Origin of the sequence: Ochrobactrum quorumnocens, assembly GCF_002278035.1 — a bacterium.
Classification (GTDB): Bacteria; Pseudomonadota; Alphaproteobacteria; order Rhizobiales; family Rhizobiaceae; genus Brucella; species Brucella quorumnocens.
In genome coordinates this window covers 2,539,523-2,555,611 of record NZ_CP022604.1, presented here as the reverse complement: position 1 = coordinate 2,555,611, position 16,089 = coordinate 2,539,523, and the positions used below count along the sequence as shown (strand labels likewise).

The window sequence follows — 16,089 nt, the reverse complement described above, 5'->3', positions numbered from 1 at the left end:
ACAGCGCGAGCATAACAGCTTAACAAAATTGCCGTGTCAATGAAAACGCCGTCGGAAAGACAACCTGAACCACACGCATACGGCGAGTAGGGTTAATAGGAGTGAAAGAGTCTGTTTGCTGCCCGGTGCGGTGCCCCAAAATGGGACACGCTCTTCAGGTAAATAGGCATCAATTACACCGACAGCATCGAGTGGCAATTCCTCGATGATTCGACCATAGGCATCAACGACGGCCGAAATTCCATTATTAGCTGCACGAACCAATGGCAGGCCCTGCTCGACGGATCGCACCTGCGCCTGTCGAAAATGCTGATAGGGACCCGGCGTATCGCCATACCATGCATCATTCGTGACGTTCACAATCGCCGTCACTTTGCGGCCCGTATAGGACAGTTCATCAGGGAAAATCGCTTCGTAACAGATCAATGGCAAGAAGGTTTGTCCTTCCATCACATTGATTGCGTGACGCGCCTTTGCCGCCGTAAAGCCACCCGGCATTTCCACCACTTCCTGAAGCCCTAGACTGCGCAAGATACCTTCAAAGGGCAGATATTCACCGAAGGGCACAAGGTGCACCTTATCGGTATAATCAGTGATCCGTCCCTGACCATTGATCGTGAGGATCGAATTGTAATAACGCGGGTCGCGCCGCGGCACGAGTTCTTCACGCACCGCCCCTGTAAGCAACACCTGATCGTCGCCAATCACATCACCAATCAGCGCGAGTGCTTCAGGCGTCGATGACAGAATGTAAGGCACAGCCGTTTCCGGCCAGATAACCACATCAGGCTTCGGTTTTCCCTCTGCAGGTAGCAGTCGCGTCATCGCAATGAACTTATCGAAAATCGCACGACGTTCATTGTTGTCCCATTTCAGGCTCTGCGAAATGGACGGCTGCACAATCCGGACCGAAAGCGTTGTCCGATCCGCATCCAGAACTGGTGCTTTCGACAGTGTCCATGCGCCAAAGCCGATATGGGCAGCAATCAGCAGAACGGCCAAGATAATACCGGTCTTTGCCAGACGCCCGCCGCTCAACAGCGCCGGTGCTGAAAAAGCTAGCGCCGCAAGCGCGCTCATCCCGACAAGGCCAATGATTTCCACCGATTGCATCATCATCGGCGTGGGCATTGCGGCATAGCCGAGTGCGTTCCATGGGAAGCCCGTGAAAGCGAATGTGCGCAGCCATTCGGCGAAACCAAAGCCCAGCGCTATCGCAAAAATTCGCCCGATACCGTCCGACCAGAACAACCGGGCGAGCATTGCAGCTAGCCCGTAAAATATCGCAAGAAATGCCGGAAGACCAAGAACCGCGAGCGGTATGGCCCAGGCAAACTGCTGCGCGTCAACCAGAAGTGCTGTGCCGATCCACCAGAGGCCAGATACGAAATAACCGAAGCCGAACCACCAGCCGATGAGCGCTGCCGGGAAAAAGCGACGGATAGGACCTTTGTCTTTATCGGGGATGGCACCATCAGTGAGCCAGACCAGCAGCGGAAAGGCAATGAAGCCCGCGATGAAAATATCGAATGGTGGCTGGGTCAGCGTCGCCACGGCACCACTGACAAAAGCGGTCAGCGCACGACGCCAACCGCTCATAGAAGAGATCTTCCCCGCAAGCCTCTCTATCATCAAGCCTCTTTGGACGTTTCCGTTGTTTCAGTCGTGACCTCGGACGCATCATCCGATTTCACCGGGCTCACGGAGCGCTGTTGTCTGCGGCGATCCGCTTCCGAAAGAGGCACGATCCGAACACGTTTTACGCGACGTGGATCAACTTCAAGCACATGGAATTCATAGCCCTGAACCGCCTGTACGACTTCGCCGCGCAATGGAATACGTCCCAGAACGGAGAAGATAAGGCCGCCTACCGTATCGACGTCATCGCCATGCTCACCCACTTCAAAGGAAGAGCCGATCTTCTGAGACAATTCATCAAGGTCCGCGCGGGCATCGACGACGAACACGCCATCTGCCTCTTCGGCGATCATGATTTCTTCGTCGTCATGTTCGTCTTCGATGTCACCGACAACCATTTCAACGATGTCTTCGAGCGACGCCAATCCATCTGTGCCACCATATTCATCAATGACCAATGCCATCTGAATATGGGACGCCTGCATGCGCGCCATCAGTCCACTCGCCATCATCGATGGCGGCACGAACAACACCTTGCGCATGAGATTAAGCTCGCCAATCGTCTTGGTGAGATCAATGCGCCCCATGTCGAACTTGGCGGCACTTGCCTCGGCGGTCTTGCGCGCCGTGGTACGACGGGTTGTCTTCTGACGTGCCTGCTTGGTGATATAATTGAGCACATCGCGGATATGGATCATGCCGCGCGGATCATCCAGCGTTTCGGCATAAACCGGCATACGCGAATGACCGGAACTTTCAAACAGCTCCAGCGCTTCCCAAAGCGGAGTGGAAATTTCAACCGCCACCACATCAGCACGCGGGATCATCACATCTTCGACACGGATTTCACGCAGACGCAGGATATTGTGCAGCATCGCCTTTTCTTCAGGCGAAAAAACTGAGTCCTGCTCACTTGCGGTGCTGGAAATCGCATCGGCCAGGTCTTCACGCAAAGAAGATGATTGGCGCGAACGCATGAAGGGAAAAATGTTTGACAAAAGGGAACGCTTTTCGGTCGCCTGCGACCGCTGCGTACTTTGTCCTTCTGAATCTTGTGTGTCGCTTCGGCTATCGCCTGCGGACGAGGAATTGCTTTGGTCAGCCATGATCAATCTGTTTCAACGTTTAAATCGGATACAGCATAAGGGTCGGGGATGGCAAGAGCATGAAGGATTTCGCGTTCACGTCGCTCCATCTCCTCGGCCTCATCTTCGCTCTCATGATCGTAACCCAAAAGATGCAAAAAGCCATGCACCACCAGATGGGTAAGGTGATTTTCGAGCGGTTTGCCTTCTTCGAGCGCTTCGCGTTCGACCGTTTCCCGTGCGATGATGATGTCGCCAAGCATCGGGCCCGGCTGCTCGCCAGCCTTCACAGGATAAGCGGGAAAAGACAGAACATTGGTGGGCTTGTCCTTGCCGCGCCATTCAGCATTGATTGCCTGAATGGAAGCATCGTCGGTAAAAACCAGACTGAGTTCGCTCTCTGCGGGCTTGAGCCGAAGATTATCCCAGGCCGCCTCAACTGAGCGCTTTACAAGCCCTTCCAGGGCCGTTTCATCCGGCCAATTGCCGGCTTCGATCATGATATCGATTTGGATCGCGTTGTCTGACACTTCTGCCGCGGTTTGCGATGAAGCAACCGCTCTATCCTTCCAGTTGTTAAAAGATACGTCCGCTTGAAAGCGGACGTAATATTTTTACATCGTCATTTGACTGCAAAATTACAAGATAAACTTTGAATCATTCCGCTCGTGTATGCTTTTTCGCGTCGCTGTCGTAGGCGCTGACGATTGCTGCGACCAGCGGATGACGCACCACATCTTTCTCGGTAAAGCGCACCTTGACCACCGAATCCACTCCATCCAGCACCCGCAGTGCCTCAACGAGGCCGGACTTCTGGCCGGGAGGAAGATCGATCTGGCTTGGATCGCCATTGACCATCATGCGCGAACCTTCGCCAAGACGCGTCAGGAACATTTTCATCTGCATGGAAGTCGTGTTCTGTGCTTCATCGAGAATGACCGCAGAATGCGCCAGTGTTCGGCCACGCATGAAAGCGAGCGGCGCAATTTCGATCACACCGGCCGTAATGGCGCGTTCGACCTTTTCGGCAGGCATCATATCGTAAAGCGCGTCATAAAGCGGACGAAGATAAGGATCGACCTTTTCTTTCATATCGCCGGGCAGAAAGCCCAGACGCTCGCCAGCTTCAACAGCCGGGCGTGAAAGGATAATGCGTTCTACAAGACCGCGCTCCAGAAGCATCGCAGCATGGGCGACGGCAAGATAGGTCTTACCTGTACCCGCAGGCCCAACCCCCAGAACCAGCTCTGACCGGTCAAGCGCGCGCATATAGGCGTCCTGCGTCGGCGTGCGGGCAAAGATTGTCTTCTTGCGCGTCGATATCTGCGCAGCCGACATTTTCCCCTTCGTTTCAAGCGTCGGTAATATCAGCTGATCATCCGCAGCAATGGCAATGCGCATGGCACCATCAACATCCGACGGGCTCAACTCATGGCCTTTTTGCAGATATTCATAAAGCTGATCCAGCGTGCGCCGGGCCTGTTCAGTGGCCGTTGCGTCTCCACGAATGGAAAGCTCGTTCCCCTTCGAACGCACATCAACGCCAAGCTTCTGCTCGATACGTGCCAGATTCTCATCGAACTGACCGTAAAGCGCACTGGCGAGACGGTTATTATCAAAGGTGAGGACGATATGGGCCATGTCTGAGGCCCCGGACGCGGCCCTTGCAGCCGGATTTGTAACCGAACCTGAAATTGTGTTTGTTTGCGTTTGAATGGTTGGCTTGGCAGACTTCAACTTTTCCGTAGCGCTCAACCGCATCTCCCTAAGGTTCACGCATTGCAATCACAGTACTGGCAGAACGTTCGGTATAAGGCTACTCACCGCGACTACTGCCTTGACTGTATCATGCGCTTACACGAGCTTTTGCGCAATAAGACTATTGGTACCTGTACCTGTAATTTTCACGTGAATGATGTCACCGACCTGATCGTCATTGTCGTCGACGATCGCTGGCAAAAGCCATGGCGAACGACCAACCATCTGATGATCGAAGCGACCCTTCTTTTCCAGAAGCACATCCATTTCGCGACCGACCAGCGAATTCTGAAATGCATATTGCTGCTCGGAAAGCAGCGCCTGAAGGCGTTGCAGACGCTCGTCCTTGACCGCTTCCTCAACATGATCGGGAAGATCGGCACCCGGGGTACCGGGACGCGGTGAATATTTGAACGAATAGGCCTGCGCGTAATGCACCTCACGTACAAGCCGCATCGTGTCTTCAAAATCCTGATCTGTTTCACCGGGGAAGCCTACGATGAAATCGCCTGAAAGCGCCATATCCGGACGCACTTCACGGATACGCTCGATAAGCCGGATATATTCATCCGCCTTGTGACGACGGTTCATGGCTTTGAGAATACGGTCCGAACCCGCTTGAACCGGAAGATGCAAATAAGGCATCAACTGTTTGAGATCGCGGTGCGCAGCAATCAGCGCATCATCCATGTCGCGCGGATGGCTGGTCGTATATCGCAGACGCGCCACACCGGGAATGCGGGCAAGGCGGAACAGCAGTTCGCCAAGACCCCATTCACGACCGTCATCGCCCACGCCATGCCATGCATTGACGTTCTGTCCAAGAAGGGTGAGTTCGCGCACGCCACTATCGGCAAGACGCTCAGCCTCGGCCACAATCTGTGCAACACTGCGTGAAACTTCCGAACCGCGCGTGTAAGGCACAACGCAGAAAGTGCAAAACTTGTCGCAACCTTCCTGAACCGTCAGGAACGCCGAAACGCCGCGCTTGCGTGTTTCCTCGCGCTTTGGCGCAGGCAAATGTTCAAACTTGTCTTCGATGGCATATTCGGTTTCGACAATTTTTTCGCCGTTGCGCACGCGCGCAAGCGCGCTGGGCAGGCGGTGATAGGTCTGCGGTCCGATAACCAGATCGACATTGGGCGCACGGCGCAGAATTTCCTGACCTTCTGCCTGCGCAACGCAACCGGCAACACCGATGGTCAATTGCTTGCCATTTGGTCCGCGTGCATCCTTCATCTTGCGCAGGCGACCCAGCGCTGAATAAAGCTTTTCCGATGCCTTTTCGCGAATATGACAGGTATTGAGCAGCACCAGATCGGCATCATCGGGCGTATCAGTCGTGACGTAGCCTTCCTGCGCAAGGCTATCGGCCATGCGCTGGCTGTCATAGACGTTCATCTGGCAACCATAGGTCTTCACAAAGACCTTACGCGTGTTGCTGCCATCCGGGTTTGTCTTGATATCAGTCATATTTTCGCTCATGCGCGGCTATCTAGCGTTTTTATCGCCACTTTGGAAGGCGACAAACTTACGCTCTTATACCAAGGCGCTGAGATGCTGACACATCACGCCTTGAAAAAATTCAAACGCTACTCGGGCTTGGCCCAATTCCATTGAGTTTCACTCTCTGGAATTGGGTATCAGTCTTCCGCGATCTCACGTCCAAGAAGCGAGCTCTGCAACAGCGCCCTCACCCGGCTTTCCATGGTGCGGGCAAGCGCCTTGCGGTCCGTCTCGGCAGTCACCATTATTGGTTCGCCAAAGCGCACTTCGACGTCGATGGCACCCTCGCGCAGAATACCTTTGAGATGCGGCATTAACTGCACGTCGCCCGGCCAAGAAGCTATCGGACGATGATAACGCCCCATCGCCATGCCATGCACGCCTGTATAGGCAATAGACACCGGCTGTACGATCACTTCCGGTACGCCTGCCTCACGGATCGCCGCATGGGCTGCCCCAAAAAGCGCTGTCTTAAACGGCAGTACGCGATTGCCATCCGATGTCGTACCTTCAGGAAACAGAACCATGGCATCACCGTCCGCAATCCGCTTGGCAATATCGGAGGTCTGTTCGCCGGTCTTGCCGCGTCGTTCTCGCTCAACAAAGACTGTGCGCTGCAAAACGGCAAAGAAGCCGAAAACCGGCCAGCTTCTGACTTCCGATTTTGCAATGAACGACACCTGCCCTGCGGCAGACAAAACAATAATATCGCTCCATGAGGTGTGATTGGAGACCAGCAGCAATGGTCTTCCTTCGGGCATATCGCCGACGATTGTGATGCGAAAGCCAAACAGACGCGCCACAATGCGATGGAAGAAATTGGGAAGACGACGCTTCCATGTGTTTTTGAGTTTCAGAAACACATATTGTACCGGAATAAGTGACAGGCTGAGTGCGACCATCGCCGCCACCACAAAGATGATGCGGATCGCACCAATCATTGCGGCCTCACCAGATCACGCCGCAAAATAAAAGCGGATGATCGTCCATTTGCTGTTTCATAATATGCCGGTCTTTCGCCGACCTTGTTGAAACCGATGCGACGATACAGAGCGAGAGCGGCCACATTGGCCTCATCGACTTCAAGAAACAGCGTATCGGCACGTTCCTGATAGAGATAGCGCAATACAGCATCCATCAGCGAGCGCCCCACCCCTTGTTTTCGCACCTCGTTGGAAACCGCGATGGTGAGAATTTCAGCCTCACCCGCAACCAGACGCGCCAGCACGAAACCGCAAGCCTTGCCTGGTTTGCCTTCCGGCCGCGCCAAAAAACCGAACACCGTATCCTGCGCTATCAGCGAGCGAAAATCATCTGAACTCCAGCCATGGCGGAACGCAAGCGCGTGAATACGCTGGATTTCTCCGCTGTCCTGCGCACCGAGCGTCTCAATCGAAACAGGCCTGCGACCAAAGCGGCCCAGCACAAAGCTCATCATGACGCTATTCTCCGCTTGCCTTACGCGGCAACGCAAAACCGGTTTGCGGTTTCACGTCCGGTCCACGCATATAAAGCGGCTTCGGCGCTTCGCCCGGCTCGCGTAAAGCAGCGAGTTTTGCAAAAGTGCCGATTTGTCCGGTCGGCTCACCCCGCGCGACACTGAAGGTTCCGGCAAGCATTTCGTTCAATGTGGCTGCGGCAGAACCGGCCAGAACTGTTTGGGACGATTGTTGCTGGATAAGCGCCAGCGCTTCGTCGCGAGAAACCACCATGGGATTGCTCCGAGCGTTGCCGTCAGCGCCAAAGGCCTGCGCGTAAATCTCACCCCGATGCGCTTCGAGCAGCACCAGAACGGGTTGCCCCGGATGGCTTATCGCGACTTCGGAAGCAAGCACATCAAATGCACTGACACCAATCGCCGGACGGCCGAGAGCCAGTGCAAAACCACGCGCTGCCGACACGCCAATGCGCACACCGGTAAAAGAACCGGGGCCGACATTCACCGCCACCCGATCCAGTTCAGACATGGCGATTCCGGCTTGCGTCATGACCTGTTCGATATAGTCCATCAGGACTTCAGCATGTCCCTTGCCGATATCCTCACTGACTTCAGCAAGAACGGCACCACTGCCAGAATCATAAACTGCGGCAGCACACCAGGAAGAGGCGGTATCGAGGGCAAGTATCTTCATAAGCCATCGGGTAAATCAGAAATCGTCCCGCGACAAGCAAAACACATAAAACGGCTAAAATTTACAAGCTGATCAAGGAACCAAACCCCACTTGAAGCGTTTTTATGCTGGATGCGGGGCGGATATCATTTACCGTATCCGGAGACCGGCCTTTCATTGAGATCTGGCGGGGCCGGTTTCAGAAAAACAAATCTGTTTTCCTTCAGCGATGTCCCAAACGCTGATACACAGCCGGATCGTGCAAAGGATATGAGGATAAAATGTCCAAGAAGTCGATGCATGCAACCCGCAACGATCTTCCCTCCAATACCAAGACCACGATGATAGCGCTGCTAAACGAAAATCTGGCAGCGACCATCGACCTGGCCCTCATCACAAAGCAGGCGCACTGGAACCTTAAGGGGCCACAATTTATCGCCGTGCATGAATTGCTGGATACTTTCCGTAAAGACCTTGATGAGCATGTCGATACGATCGCAGAGCGCGCAGTGCAGCTCGGCGGCACCGCCTATGGTACCACGCAGGTTGTTGCCAAGGATTCTAAGCTCAAGGCCTATCCGACGGATATCTATGCCGTTCATGATCACCTCGCCGCACTGATCGAACGTTATGGCGACGTTGCCAATCTCGTGCGCCAGTCAATCAAGGATGCAGATGACGCTGGTGACGACACCACGGCAGACATTTTCACTGCCGCGTCGCGCAGCCTCGACAAATCGCTGTGGTTCCTTGAAGCACATGTTCAGGAAAAGAACTGATCTTGGTACTCTGACCAATCATAAATGAAAAAGGCCGGGAAATTCCCGGCCTTTTTGTATTTGCAAAGGTCAGTTGGCCCATTCGCCACCGCGCATCACAGGCTCGCGGCTGCCATCGGCATTGACACCATCTACGTCGATCTTGTCTGAACCGATCATCCAGTCGATGTGGATAAGGCTTGAATTGCCTCCCTGCGCTGCGATCTGTTGAGGGTCAAGCTTCGCACCATCAATGAAACATTTCGAATAGCACTGGCCAAGCGCAATGTGGCTCGCAGCATTTTCATCGAACAGCGTGTTGTAGAACAACAGGCCGCTTTGCGAGATCGGCGAGGAATGCGGAACCAGAGCCACCTCCCCCAAACGACGTGCGCCTTCGTCGGTATCCAGCACTTTGTTAAGAACTTCCTCGCCACGGCTCGCCTTGGCTTCGACAATACGCCCGCCTTCAAAACGCACGGAAATATTGTCGATCAGCGTTCCCTGATGCGACAGCGGCTTGGTGCTCGACACATGACCATCGACGCGCAGCGCGTGCGGCGTGGTGAAGACTTCCTCGGTCGGAATATTCGGATTGCACGTAATGCCATTCTTGGCAGTCGACGCACCGCCATGCCATTCGTGGCCATCTGCCAGACCAACCGTCAAATCGGTGCCCGGTCCCTTGAAATGCAGAGCGCTATAGGCCTTGTCGTTGAGCAACCGGGTGCGGGTTCGCAATGCTGCGTTATGCGCCGCCCATGCACCGACCGGATCGTCCACATCAACGCGCGACGCAGCAAAGATTGCATCAGCAAGTTTACGGGTCGCAACGTCTTCGGCCTCATTGGGAAACATCAGCTTCGCCCATTCGGGGTTCGGATAGGAAATGATATTCCAGTTGATGTCGAAACCGGCAATCTTCTCAAGAGCAGGCTGATAGGCTTTGGAGTTGGCACGGTTGGCGCGCGAAACCTTTGAAGCGTCCTGCGAAGACAGCAGCATTGGATTGTCAGCTGCAATCGCAAGGCGTGCTGCACCATTGGCATAGGCCTTGGCCATGCCCTCATAGAGCCAGCTCGCTGCACGGTCGAAGCTCTCGTCACTCGCGTTTTCATAACGCGCCAGCGCAATCGCATCGTCAGAAAAGAACGGCGTTACAAGTCCCGCACCTGCCTTATAGGCATGTTTTGCTATCAGGCGCACAAGCGGCAGAGCAACGACGGGAGCTGTGATGACAAGGTCTTGCCCTTCACGCAATTGCAGCCCGACGCGTACAGCCACTTCAGCCAGACGTTCGAGTTTTACCAGATCGATGACGGGAGCGTTATTGTCATGTGCCATATGGCTGCAAGCCTCGTGTTTGAAAGAATCAGCAGCAGTTTATCAGATGACTTAATTTCACCACGCTTTTTCCTGCCACTGCGATATATTGTTTATGCGGTCGATAGAAAATTTTAAATCACTGAGAGCAACAGCTATGAAGAAAAGCGTGCTTATTATCCTTGGTCTGACGGGCCTTTTGGCCGGTTGTCAAACCATGACACCGGAACAGCGCCGCGCAGCAGATGAACAAACCTGCCGCAGCTATGGTTTCAAGCAAAAATCCGATGCATTTTCCAACTGCCTTTTGCAGCTTGATCTGGATCGTCGTGCAGATCGCCGCGCCTGGCAGAACCGTGCCGATTTCTACGATACGCCGATGGTGATCTATCAGCCGATTTATCGACCAGTGCCAGTTCAAGCCAAGTAATAGTCGAGCCAAGTAACAGGCAGACAGAGCATTAAAAAAAGCGCCCTCTAGAGGCGCTTTTTTATTCAAATCACTTTTGAAATCGGGGCTTCATAGAGGCGATTCAGGACGCTCCTGCGACAGAAGCATGGCGCCAATAGCATCCACATGCTTCTTATCAGCGGTATATCCCAGAGATACATTCTGCGCGGCAGGAGCCGTTTCATCAAATGTCGGCTGGTAGCTTGCCACCTGCGTCAGCACCGGCTTTTCAGCTGGCTTAACGGGCAATGCAGCCAAACGATCACCACGCGCCTGCGGTCCCACACCTTCATTCTGCTGAACTTCGGTTGTCTTGGATGCCTCAGCCAATGCAACCTGTACAGTCGGCTGAGCCTGTGGAACCGGCACATCCTGTTGATCGGTTACATTGTAGAATGGACCTTCCGGCATGGACGGCGACTGAGGTGTCGAAGCATATGCCAGATTATACGGGGTCTGCGGTACTGGATTTTCCAGTGCGCCATCGCGGCCACGCTTTTCATAGAAGGAATTGCCGCCAGCAACCAGCACGTAATGCATATTGCGATAAGGGAATTTAAGGCCAGCGGTGTGGAAGAACATTGAATTCTTCAGCGATGGATGGCGCTTGCCCTTGAGAACGGAGTCAGCTGCCGCCTGAACATCCGGCAGAGCCTTGGAATTCATCTTGCGGGATAGAACGCCCGGTGCAAACTGGTTCTTCTGACCGACAACGCCGCAGATCGTATCCGGATAACTGCCCGATGCGAGACGGTTCATAACGACAGTGCCGACAGCCATCAGGCCATCAGGGCTTGAACGGTTTGATTCAAAGAACATCGCACGTTCGAGGCATTCGCGGTCTCTGGCGGTATAGGTGAAAGTCTTGACACCATTGACCGTCTTGACGTGGCTGGCCGCCGCCGTCTTTTCCGTTTTGGTCTTGGCGGTGCCTCCGGTCGTCGTGCAACCTGTCACCACGAATGGAGCAACCAGAAGCCCTAGAATAACGGGCAGTTTCCACTTAGCAGCGCGCGTCAACGGCTCAGTCTCATCGTTAGGACCCTTAACTGATCCAACCTGGCCTCCGCCCCGCAAAAGGCGTTTGAAACCTGGCTGTGGTGCCACTGCATAAAACTATGCAGCAGATCTGAACTAACAGAGCAGCCGTTGTGCATCCAATCGAGACACTCGGCGCTCCAGCCAAATAGAACGAAAATCAAAAAATAAACGTTCTGCTGTCACTCATTGCATTCAAGGTTTTGGAATTTTTAGGCCAAAAAAAGGCGAACGGTCAAATTCCTAAAATGACAAAGCCACCAAAACGGTGGCCAATCGAACCCGAATCCAGAGTTTAATTTCTCCCACAAACCCCTTAAATTTATTAACAAATCCTTAACGTAATTTAGCAAATCTTATAAGTTATTGATTTAACGCGATTCAATTTGCTGAAATACAGGCCACATCGCTGCCTTATTTCGCTGATGTTTCAAGATTTTACGCAGCCACGTTTTTTAACTTTTCAGATGCTGTTTTTGGCACCGATTTCACGGTTCCTTCAACTTTGTCACGATCGATGTAACATCGCGTGATACTGGTCATTTTGGCACGTTATGGATGTCCATTTCCGAATCGGAAGGGCTTTGACTGAGTCGCGCCGCTCGCTCCCTTAGAGCCGTTTCGATCTGATTTATCAGACCGCCGCCCTCCCCCTTTTATTTGAAGCATAATCTTATCGATCCCCGGTTCACGCTGGTTGGATTATGCTCTAGGCTCCAAACCCAATTAAACATTTGATCAAATTACTTCTTCATGATTCACTCTCCTGATAACGGGAGTTTTGGAGCATGGCAGGAGAATTCTGGCTTGATGATCGGCAATGGGCAGTGATCGCTCCTTTGCTTCCAACGAACCAACCCGGCGCGCATCGAACTGACGACCGCCGGGTGATTAGCGGCATCATCCATGTGCTGCGCACTGGCTGTCGGTGGCAGGATTGCCCCGCTGTCTACGGTCCCTCGACAACCATCTACAATCGTTTCCATCGTTGGTCTGCCAAAGGCATATGGCGGCAACTATTCGAAGCACTGGTGCAGACGACCAATCGCGACATTCACATGATCGACAGCACCACCGCAAAGGCGCACCGATCTGCTGCTGGCGGAAAAGGGGGGCGGAAGCTCAAGCCATCGGTCGATCGCGAGGCGGCAGATCGACAAAAATACATGCTGTTGTCGATGGTTGTGGCCGCCCAGTCGCACTGAGAATAACCCCTGGGCAGCGCGGTGACGCTCCCATTGCCATCCCACTGCTTGAGCCACTGCCGCCAAGCAACCTGTGCGCTGCCGATACGGCTTACGATAGCAACGCGTTACGCGATTTTCTCAAAGCTCGCGGCACTGAACCGGTCATTCCAAATAATCCGACCCGTAAGCGGATCAAACCTTTCAACCCAATTGCCTACCGCCGCCGAAACATCATCGAACGCACCTTTTGCCGCCTCAAGGACTGGAGGAGGGTCGCGACACGATATGACAAGCTCATGCTGAACTTTACAGCCACATGCTATATCGCTGCCATCGTCACATGGTGGCTCAATTGAGTCTGGACCCTAGAGCGCATCCCGAAAAGTGTGAAACGTTTTTCGGACAAAGATGCGCGTTAAAACAGATAATTAGAGCGCCGATCTGATCCAATCAGATCGAAACGCGCTCTAATGCAAAACGGCCCGTCACATTTTCAGTAACGGGCCGCTTCTTTGACGTTCTACATGTCGGGACTTTATTACCCGAAGGAATAGCCTGCGCCCCGCACCGTGCGGATTGGATCGAGGGCACGACCGACATTGATCGCCTTGCGTAATCGACCAACATGCACATCAACCGTGCGGTCATCGACATAGATATCTGGACCCCAGACACCATCCAGCAACTGGCTGCGAGAGAACACGCGGCCCGGTGACATCATGAAATATTCGAGCAAGCGAAACTCTGTCGGTCCGAGACGGACTTCCTTTTCCTTGCGGTAGACGCGGTGCTGCTGACGGTCGAGAACCAGGTCCCCAACCTTGAGCACGTGCGAGAGAACGCTCGGATTGGCACGGCGCAGCATGGCTTTAACCCGCGCAAGCAGTTCCGGCGTCGAGAAGGGCTTTACGACATAATCGTCAGCACCGACACTCAAACCCCGGACACGTTCGCTTTCTTCGCCACGCGCGGTCAGCATGATGATCGGCAGGCGCTCGGTTTCCGGCCATTGGCGCAGACGACGGCAAAGCTCGATCCCCGATACACCGGGAAGCATCCAGTCCAGAATAAGAAGGTCCGGTACGTTTTCGCGCAGCGTGATTTCGGCTTCATCGCCGCGCAACATCGCATCAACCTGATAGCCTTCGGCTTCGAGATTGTAGCGCAAGAGCACACTCAGGGCTTCTTCGTCTTCAACCACAGCAATCTTGGGTGCCTGTGACATCCAGTATTTCCTATCCAAAATTTAGAGCGCGTTTCGATCTGATAGAAACAGATTTCGCTCTAACTCATTGTTTAACGCGGATCCTGGCCGAAACCGCTCGGCACTTTTCGGGATGCGCTTTTTTCTTCACCGCGCAACTTGTCCAAAAACCGCTTCGCACTTTTTGGGATGCGCTTTTTTCTTCACCGCGCATCTTATCCAAAAAACCGCTTCACACTTTTTGGGATGCGCTTAGGCTCCGCGGAAGATACAAGCCCCCGATCGACCGCGTGCCGTCGCGTTATTCTTACTCATGCATACATTCTGGGCCGTAAATAGCGGCACCAGTGTTCTTAGGATTTACGCGCCTCATCCACGACAATGCCGTGGCTCAGGTCTTCTTTCGGGCGTTCCGCAGGCATTTGCAGGCCGGTCACAATATAATAGACCGTCTCCGCAATGTTGGTTGCGTGATCGCCGATGCGCTCAATGTTCTTTGCGCAGAACAGAAGATGCGTGCAGGCTGAAATGTTGCGCGGATCTTCCATCATATAGGTGAGCAGCTCGCGGAACAGCGAGGTGTACATCGAGTCAATTTCGTCATCGCGGTCGCGAACGACATTGATCTGCTGCACCGAGCGCGTTGCATAAGCGTCGAGCACATCTTTGAGCTGGGTCAAAGCGAGTTCGGCCAAAGTTTCAAGCCCGCGATAGAGCTTGACCGGCTGGCGTGATTCCGAAACGGCGGCAACACGCTTTGCGATGTTTTTACCAAGATCGCCAACGCGTTCCAGATCGGCGGAGATGCGGATCGAGCCGATAATCTCGCGCAGATCGACAGCCATTGGCTGGCGCTTTGCAATGATCATGACTGCCTTGTCGTCAATCTCACGCTCGCTTGCATCAAGGATGAGATCATCGGAGATAACGCGCTGAGCAAGCGCATTGTCCGCGTTGACAATCGCTGCAACGGACTGCTCGACCATACGTTCCGCATGACCACCCATTTCGGCGATCTTATGGGTCAGGAACTGCAGTTCTTCGTCGTAAGCGGTGACGGTATGCTGAGACGCCATAATAGACCTCAATTAAATTGCGGGGAAGCCGAACAGCTGTCTTCTCAAATCAGCCGTCGCTCCTGCTCATCTTTACCACGCATTATCCTACGCAAAACCGCTTCACACTTTTGCTGGAAATGCTCCAATTATTTTAGCCAAAACGACCCGTGATATAGTCCTGCGTACGCTTCTCGGTCGGTGCAGTGAACATCACATCCGTGTCGCCCACTTCCACCAGATTGCCCAAGTGGAACATTGCGGTGCGCTGCGAAACACGAGCTGCCTGCTGCATGGAGTGTGTGACGATTACGATCGTGTAGTTCTGACGCAGCTCGTCGATAAGCTCTTCGACCTTGGCAGTCGCAATCGGATCAAGGGCTGAGCACGGCTCATCCATCAGGATGACTTCCGGGCTGACCGCAATCGCACGTGCAATGCACAGACGCTGCTGCTGACCACCTGAAAGACCGGTTCCGGCATCGTGCAGGCGATCCTTCACTTCTTCAAAAAGGCTGGCCTTCTTGAGGCTGGTGACCACGATTTCTTCGAGATCGGTCTTGTTGCGTGCCAGACCGTGAATGCGTGGACCATAGGCCACGTTCTCAAAAATAGTCTTTGGGAACGGATTGGGTTTCTGGAACACCATGCCAACGCGAGCACGCAATTCAACAACGTCGATCTTCGGATCGTAGATATCTTCGTTGTCGAGCGTGATCTTGCCAGCGATACGGCAGCCTTCGATCGTATCGTTCATACGATTGAGCGAACGCAGGAATGTAGACTTGCCGCAGCCCGAAGGACCGATCAGCGCCGTCACCATCTTCTCCGGAACGTCCAGATCAACTTCGAACAGAGCCTGTTTCTCGCCATAAAACACGCAGACTTTGTCGCCGCGCATCTTTATGGAGGGGGCGTTGGCGTTCATCTTTTCTCCTACGGCTTTTTCGAGAGATCGTTCGGTCATGAGATTCA

General features: G+C 53.7%; 15 protein-coding genes and 1 pseudogene. 3 read left to right on the top strand and 13 right to left on the bottom strand.

Annotated elements, in window-relative coordinates; genetic code table 11:
- Positions 1-36: 36 nt before the first annotated feature.
- From lnt to tsaB, 8 genes are all read right to left on the bottom strand, one after another.
- Complete coding sequence (gene lnt, locus CES85_RS21940) at positions 37-1,632, bottom strand: apolipoprotein N-acyltransferase (protein ID WP_095447789.1); 1,596 nt, start codon at positions 1,630-1,632, stop codon at positions 37-39.
- On the bottom strand, positions 1,632-2,744 hold the full coding sequence (locus tag CES85_RS21935; RefSeq protein WP_095447788.1) for a hemolysin family protein: 1,113 nt from the start codon (positions 2,742-2,744) through the stop codon (positions 1,632-1,634). The genes lnt and CES85_RS21935 overlap by 1 nt, the downstream gene beginning before the upstream one ends.
- A 2-nt stretch (positions 2,745-2,746) precedes the next feature.
- Complete coding sequence (ybeY, locus tag CES85_RS21930) at positions 2,747-3,253, bottom strand: rRNA maturation RNase YbeY (protein WP_095447787.1); 507 nt, start codon at positions 3,251-3,253, stop codon at positions 2,747-2,749.
- 127 nt (positions 3,254-3,380) lie between these two features.
- Positions 3,381-4,478, bottom strand: coding sequence for a PhoH family protein (locus tag CES85_RS21925; protein ID WP_191793753.1), 1,098 nt, complete (start codon positions 4,476-4,478; stop codon positions 3,381-3,383).
- Positions 4,479-4,577: 99 nt separating this feature from the next.
- Positions 4,578-5,966, bottom strand: a complete 1,389-nt coding sequence (gene miaB / locus CES85_RS21920; protein ID WP_095447786.1) for a tRNA (N6-isopentenyl adenosine(37)-C2)-methylthiotransferase MiaB — start codon at positions 5,964-5,966, stop codon at positions 4,578-4,580.
- A gap of 158 nt (positions 5,967-6,124) precedes the next feature.
- A complete protein-coding gene (gene olsA / locus CES85_RS21915; RefSeq protein WP_095447785.1) occupies positions 6,125-6,928 on the bottom strand; it encodes a lyso-ornithine lipid O-acyltransferase in 804 nt (267 codons plus the stop codon).
- Entirely contained in the window at positions 6,925-7,425 is a 501-nt protein-coding gene (rimI, locus tag CES85_RS21910) for a ribosomal protein S18-alanine N-acetyltransferase (protein ID WP_095447784.1), read from the bottom strand. Before rimI ends, olsA begins: the two co-directional genes overlap by 4 nt.
- A gap of 4 nt (positions 7,426-7,429) precedes the next feature.
- Positions 7,430-8,119 (bottom strand): tRNA (adenosine(37)-N6)-threonylcarbamoyltransferase complex dimerization subunit type 1 TsaB, encoded by a 690-nt coding sequence (tsaB, locus tag CES85_RS21905; RefSeq protein ID WP_095447783.1) that lies wholly within the window; start codon positions 8,117-8,119, stop codon positions 7,430-7,432.
- Positions 8,120-8,379: 260 nt separating this feature from the next.
- Between tsaB and dps the strand changes: the two genes are divergently transcribed.
- The gene (gene dps, locus CES85_RS21900; RefSeq protein ID WP_095447782.1) at positions 8,380-8,877 is read left to right on the top strand and encodes a DNA starvation/stationary phase protection protein Dps; all 498 of its coding nucleotides are present in this window, start codon (positions 8,380-8,382) and stop codon (positions 8,875-8,877) included.
- 69 nt (positions 8,878-8,946) lie between these two features.
- Here dps and CES85_RS21895 read toward each other — a convergent pair whose 3' ends face one another.
- Positions 8,947-10,200 carry an aminopeptidase gene (locus tag CES85_RS21895; RefSeq protein WP_095447781.1) on the bottom strand — a complete coding sequence of 418 codons (1,254 nt, stop codon included), beginning with the start codon at positions 10,198-10,200 and terminating at the stop codon, positions 8,947-8,949.
- A gap of 136 nt (positions 10,201-10,336) precedes the next feature.
- On the opposite strand from CES85_RS21895, the gene CES85_RS21890 reads away from it, so the two are divergent.
- Positions 10,337-10,609, top strand: coding sequence for a hypothetical protein (locus CES85_RS21890; protein WP_095447780.1), 273 nt, complete (start codon positions 10,337-10,339; stop codon positions 10,607-10,609).
- A gap of 90 nt (positions 10,610-10,699) precedes the next feature.
- Here the strand turns inward: CES85_RS21890 and CES85_RS21885 are convergent, their stop codons facing one another.
- On the bottom strand, positions 10,700-11,650 hold the full coding sequence (locus tag CES85_RS21885; RefSeq protein WP_095448015.1) for a cell wall hydrolase: 951 nt from the start codon (positions 11,648-11,650) through the stop codon (positions 10,700-10,702).
- An 806-nt stretch (positions 11,651-12,456) separates the two neighbouring features.
- Here CES85_RS21885 and CES85_RS21880 point away from each other — a divergent pair.
- Positions 12,457-13,142 (top strand): annotated as a pseudogene (locus CES85_RS21880) (IS5 family transposase); the annotation flags it as partial.
- 251 nt (positions 13,143-13,393) lie between these two features.
- Here CES85_RS21880 and phoB read toward each other — a convergent pair.
- The 3 genes from phoB to pstB form a co-directional block, all read right to left on the bottom strand.
- Positions 13,394-14,080: a phosphate regulon transcriptional regulator PhoB gene (phoB, locus tag CES85_RS21875; protein WP_024898358.1), complete on the bottom strand. Its 687-nt coding sequence runs from the start codon at positions 14,078-14,080 to the stop codon at positions 13,394-13,396.
- Between the two features lie 332 nt (positions 14,081-14,412).
- A complete protein-coding gene (gene phoU, locus CES85_RS21870; protein ID WP_024898359.1) occupies positions 14,413-15,135 on the bottom strand; it encodes a phosphate signaling complex protein PhoU in 723 nt (240 codons plus the stop codon).
- Positions 15,136-15,268: 133 nt separating this feature from the next.
- Entirely contained in the window at positions 15,269-16,042 is a 774-nt protein-coding gene (gene pstB, locus CES85_RS21865) for a phosphate ABC transporter ATP-binding protein PstB (RefSeq protein ID WP_235901785.1), read from the bottom strand.
- Positions 16,043-16,089 lie beyond the last annotated feature (47 nt).

Bases quoted from the DNA above. Each gene is read 5' to 3' on its own strand.
- lnt (WP_095447789.1), bottom strand. From the start codon at position 1,632: ATGATAGAGAGGCTTGCGGGGAAGATCTCTTCTATGAGCGGTTGGCGT.
- CES85_RS21935 (WP_095447788.1), bottom strand. From the start codon at position 2,744: ATGGCTGACCAAAGCAATTCCTCGTCCGCAGGCGATAGCCGAAGCGAC.
- miaB (WP_095447786.1), bottom strand. From the start codon at position 5,966: ATGAGCGAAAATATGACTGATATCAAGACAAACCCGGATGGCAGCAAC.
- olsA (WP_095447785.1), bottom strand. From the start codon at position 6,928: ATGATTGGTGCGATCCGCATCATCTTTGTGGTGGCGGCGATGGTCGCA.
- rimI (WP_095447784.1), bottom strand. From the start codon at position 7,425: ATGATGAGCTTTGTGCTGGGCCGCTTTGGTCGCAGGCCTGTTTCGATT.
- tsaB (WP_095447783.1), bottom strand. From the start codon at position 8,119: ATGAAGATACTTGCCCTCGATACCGCCTCTTCCTGGTGTGCTGCCGCA.
- dps (WP_095447782.1), top strand. From the start codon at position 8,380: ATGTCCAAGAAGTCGATGCATGCAACCCGCAACGATCTTCCCTCCAAT.
- CES85_RS21895 (WP_095447781.1), bottom strand. From the start codon at position 10,200: ATGGCACATGACAATAACGCTCCCGTCATCGATCTGGTAAAACTCGAA.
- CES85_RS21890 (WP_095447780.1), top strand. From the start codon at position 10,337: ATGAAGAAAAGCGTGCTTATTATCCTTGGTCTGACGGGCCTTTTGGCC.
- phoB (WP_024898358.1), bottom strand. From the start codon at position 14,080: ATGTCACAGGCACCCAAGATTGCTGTGGTTGAAGACGAAGAAGCCCTG.
- phoU (WP_024898359.1), bottom strand. From the start codon at position 15,135: ATGGCGTCTCAGCATACCGTCACCGCTTACGACGAAGAACTGCAGTTC.
- pstB (WP_235901785.1), bottom strand. From the start codon at position 16,042: ATGAACGCCAACGCCCCCTCCATAAAGATGCGCGGCGACAAAGTCTGC.